The 4397-nt window shown below is 25.9% G+C and carries 5 protein-coding genes; 2 read left to right on the top strand and 3 right to left on the bottom strand.

The window, feature by feature from the left end:
• The first annotated feature begins 233 nt into the window (after positions 1 to 233).
• Positions 234 to 914: an endonuclease gene (locus L8X28_RS08180; protein ID WP_263666043.1), complete on the top strand. Its 681-nt coding sequence runs from the start codon at positions 234 to 236 to the stop codon at positions 912 to 914.
• 66 nt (positions 915 to 980) lie between these two features.
• Here the strand turns inward: L8X28_RS08180 and L8X28_RS08175 are convergent, their stop codons facing one another.
• The 3 genes from L8X28_RS08175 to L8X28_RS08165 form a co-directional block, all read right to left on the bottom strand.
• Positions 981 to 1190 (bottom strand): antitoxin, encoded by a 210-nt coding sequence (locus L8X28_RS08175; protein WP_139452091.1) that lies wholly within the window; start codon positions 1188 to 1190, stop codon positions 981 to 983.
• Positions 1187 to 1465: a BrnT family toxin gene (locus tag L8X28_RS08170; protein WP_147574770.1), complete on the bottom strand. Its 279-nt coding sequence runs from the start codon at positions 1463 to 1465 to the stop codon at positions 1187 to 1189. Before L8X28_RS08170 ends, L8X28_RS08175 begins: the two co-directional genes overlap by 4 nt.
• Positions 1466 to 2578: 1113 nt before the next feature.
• On the bottom strand, positions 2579 to 3271 hold the full coding sequence (locus L8X28_RS08165) for a helix-turn-helix domain-containing protein (RefSeq protein ID WP_043019840.1): 693 nt from the start codon (positions 3269 to 3271) through the stop codon (positions 2579 to 2581).
• 116 nt (positions 3272 to 3387) lie between these two features.
• On the opposite strand from L8X28_RS08165, the gene L8X28_RS08160 reads away from it, so the two are divergent.
• Positions 3388 to 4311 carry an AAA domain protein gene (locus L8X28_RS08160; RefSeq protein WP_043019841.1) on the top strand — a complete coding sequence of 308 codons (924 nt, stop codon included), beginning with the start codon at positions 3388 to 3390 and terminating at the stop codon, positions 4309 to 4311.
• Positions 4312 to 4397 lie beyond the last annotated feature (86 nt).

Here is a 4397-nt window from a genome sequence, read left to right as displayed (position 1 = left end):
GAAAATGTTTTGTATAATCATTCTAAGGCTGATTAACCAAAGGGTAACGGCCTTTGATTAGTCAAATCCTGCCTTAGAAATGAGGTGAATTAATTTGACTTTTCAAAATCTAATCTTTATTATTATACTTATTTGTATAATAATAGTCAAGGCTTATTAGCTTTGATTCCCTCTTTAATTAGAGGGAAAGATTAGAAACGCTTTGGCTTTTTTTATTCTAACAAGGAAAAACAATGAAAAAACTCTTATCTATTCTATTATTCTCATCTTTATCTTTATTGGCTAGCGATAATTTTAATGAGAGCAAGAAAGAATTAGTTAAGCTATATGAGAGCTTAGGTAGTGCTTATCAATATGATTTTTATTGTAATGCTCCATTTAAAGCAAATAAAAAAGGAAAATACACTAAGTTTGAAGTGGTTAAAAGTGATTTATACACTCCACGCAATGAATATACCCAAAAAGGTAAAATCAATCAAAGAGCAAAACGCATAGAATGGGAACATATTATGAGCGCCCAAAACTTTGGAAAACATTTACCTTGCTGGAGGGAAGGTGGTAGAAAAGCTTGTCAAAATGATCCACTTTTTGCAAAAATGGAAGCTGATAAACAAAACCTAGTTCCTGCCATAGGTGAGGTTAATGGTGATAGAAGTAATTTTAGATATGCTGAAGCTCCTTTGAATTTAGAATACACTCAATATGGAAATTGTAAAGTATATACAGACTTTAAAGCAAAAAGATTTTATCCTGCTAATTATTCTAAAGGCTATATTGCAAGAAGCTATTTATATATGAGTAAAACATATAATATTAAATTATCAGATCAAGAAAGAAAACTTATGGAGGCTTGGGACAAACAATATCCTATGAGTGAAAAAGAAAGGATTATAAGAGAAAAGTCTAGTAAGTAATAAATTTTTTAATCACAAAGCAAAGTAAAAATAATTATAATTTTACTTTGCTTTATAAAAACAAAATCATTCAACTACTGCAATATCTAATTTTTTATTCACACAATCATTTAAAAAAATATTGATTAAAATTTGATAAGGTACGCCTTTTTTCTTAGCCATTTCTTTAAAATAATCAATAACATTGCCACTTAAATTGATAGTTACTTGTCTTTTTAATTCTTTATCTACATATGGATTTCTAATTGCATTTTTAAAATCTATTTCTTTTTTCATTTTTGATCCTTGTATTGTTTTTTTTCTTTTGCAGTTGCTTTTCGTGCTGAAATAATGCGTATTGTGTCGCCTTCTCTATAGCAATGAACCACAAGCAAAATTCTTTCTTTATTACTAACTCCTAAAAGGTAAAATCTTTCTTCATCATCTGAATGATCTTCATCAAACACAACCAAGCCATACTCATCTGCAAATACTGATTTTGCCTCATTAAAATCAACATTATGCTTAGCGATATTTAATCGCTCTTTTACTTCATCCCATTCATAATTCATATTTTACCTTATAATTATATTATAATTATAAGGTAATTATATCAAATATAATCAAAACATAACTTAAAAACTCACAAAAAATAATAAAAATCTTAAACTGTATAAAAATGAAAAAGTTTAAAGAAGCTTTTATGTAAGAAATTTTCCTTTTAAATATAATTTGGTAATTTTATTTAAAAAGGAGATACTATGAATGAGATTATAGCTTTTGTGATTGTTTTAATCACCCTCATCTTAGTTGTTAAAAACTAAGATGAGAGCTTTCATCAAAATAAATCATTCTTACTGTTTTATCATCAAAATTTAAAAACTTAAAAATCATTTTTCATTCCTTTATTTAGTATGAGACTAAAAGATCATCTGTAAAAATTAAAGCAGAAGAATAGTCTTTATTGTTATTTAGTTTTAATTTTAGACACTCATTAGCCTCATAACCTAAGTTATAAATTATTTTTATAGTTTTTATAAGCGCATAGTTTTAATTAAAATCATTATGTACGTTATTAGCAATATCTAAAAAGTCTTGATTGATATATTCAAACAAATATTCCTCATCTGGGTCAATGGATATTTTATTGATTGTGGTATTTTTATTAGCAATAATAAAAAAGCAATATCTAGCAATATATCCATGTGCTTGTTTTCATTATTTGCATTGTTGAAGTCTTTAAATAGTTGAAATAGGACTGTTGTTGAGTTTGATTTTGCTGTTTTTGAAGTGTTTTTTAGGGCAGGTGTTAAATCAAAAAATACAGATTCCCCCTCCCCTCCCTCCTACAGGGTGCATAAATCTTTCATGGTTTTCTTTTTTTAAAACTGATATTTTAGGATTTTTACATAAAAATGAATAGTTTATATAAAAATATATTTTTTGAGCATTATTTGATATTATTGTCGCAAAAAGGTTTCTAGCAACTCCCATAAAGGGAGAAGTTAATCATTAATAAATCTTGACTATTATACATAGTAGTATAATAATTACTAGAATATGATTATTCGAAGTTCTCATTCATTCGCTCTAAGGCAAGATTTGATTAATCAAAGGCCGTTACCCTTTGGTTAGGCAGCCTTAGAATGATTATACTGTAAAACACTTTACGACCAATTTTAGTTTTAATCCTTAAAAATTAAATAATTAAACGAATTAAGCTCATTTATAATTATTTTTTCAACATCTTTCCTTAAATCAATAAATAAAGCATTTACATCGATCTCATCTAAGTTGTTTTCTACCCACTCTATGGTATTTATTTTGTCTTTTTCACTTAAAATTAAAGAGTATAATTTGATATTTTTTAAAGAAATTTTAAATTTCTTTAACATGTTTATAAAATCTTTTTTACTCATTGTTGTGTGGCTTAATTCTATCTTGTTTAAGTGTTTAATAAACAAGAGAAGAATTAAAAGCATTTTCTCTCCATTTCCACTCCAGCTTTCACTTAATTTCTCTATAAATCCTACACCTTTGAGAGAACGAATATGTTTAGATATTTTTTGAAGTTGCATATTTACAATGTTTGATTTTAAAAAATCATTTAAGCCATTTTTTAGCTGTAATTCATGTGTAAGTCTATTGTAATTTCTAAGATTTCTATGTAATTCCATATCCGCTAAATTATTTGCTAGTAGCTCATTTGGACTAATTTGAAAATATTCGCATATTTTTAGTATTGTAGGAAGTGTAATATTGTTATTTCCTTTTTCCCACATACTTACTGTTTTTTGTCCTACATTTAAAATTTCGCCCAACTCTTGTTGTGTTAATTTGCGTTGTTTTCTTAAAAACTTAATATTTTCTTTTATCATAATAGAATTATCCTATATAAAATTATTAAAATATTAAAATATTTTTGTTAAAAATAAAATAAAAATTTATATTATTTTAAATTAAAGAATTTATAATTCTAAAAAAGGATTATAAGATGGAAAACATAAAAAAATTTTCATTGAAATTGGAAAATTTTCAATCTTGTCAAGAATCATGGCTCTTAAAAGATTTGATACCGAAAGAATCTTTGGGTTTGCTTTATGGTAGTAGTGGTAGTGGAAAGACAAGTGTTTGTTTGTATTTTTGCAAGGAAATTTTAAAGAAAGATAATGAAATTAGAGTGTTTTATATAAATGCAGATATGGGACTTTCGAGTTTAAAAAAATATGGTTTCGCAAATCTTCTTGAAAATTTTACCAACCGTTTTTTTGTAATAGATTTAACATGCTCTGATAAAAAATTCATATATTTTGAAAACATATGCGACGAAATAATAAAAATTCAAGAGAAATTCAATGTATTTATAATTGTTGATTCTTTAAATTGTGTCACTAGAAAAATAGGAAGATTTATTGATCCAAATTATTTATTTTCAAAAGAGAAAATAATTCGAAAAAAAGGTGGGACTGTGCTTTTTATTCATCATTTAAATAAAAGCGGAGTTTTTTCTGATAGTCATCAAATTGTTGATTATGCTGATTTTAGCTATAGATGTGAATACACTGAAGAGATGAATTCTATTTTGTTAAGACCAGAAAAACTTGGAAGATTTATACTTGAAAAAATAGCATTCAAAGTTTTAAATTTTAGCAATTTAGAAAGAATGGAATTTGATAGTGTTGAGATGAGTTCTTATGAGATAGAGTTTATAAAAACTGTTTTAGAGATTTTAAAGATGGGTCGTTTTAAGCAAAATGAATTAATCAACCTAGTCTTAAGAAATTGCAAAAGATATGTTGGTCGTGAAAAGGCAAGAAAACTTTTGCAAGAATATGCAAAAAAAGGAAAATGGTGCATGCTCAAAGATCGTTTTGATAACAATTCGATTTATTATTACTTAAAAAATGAGGAAAAATAATGGATATGGATAATATAGTAATTTGCAAAGCTAGTGATCTTGAAGATATTTTTAAAAATATTTTAAAAGAAAATGAATTAATCAAG

Source organism: Campylobacter sp. CNRCH_2016_0050h (genome assembly GCF_025772605.1).
In the GTDB taxonomy this organism is placed as follows: domain Bacteria; phylum Campylobacterota; class Campylobacteria; order Campylobacterales; family Campylobacteraceae; genus Campylobacter_D; species Campylobacter_D lari_D.
This window is presented reverse-complemented; position numbering and strand designations above follow the sequence as displayed.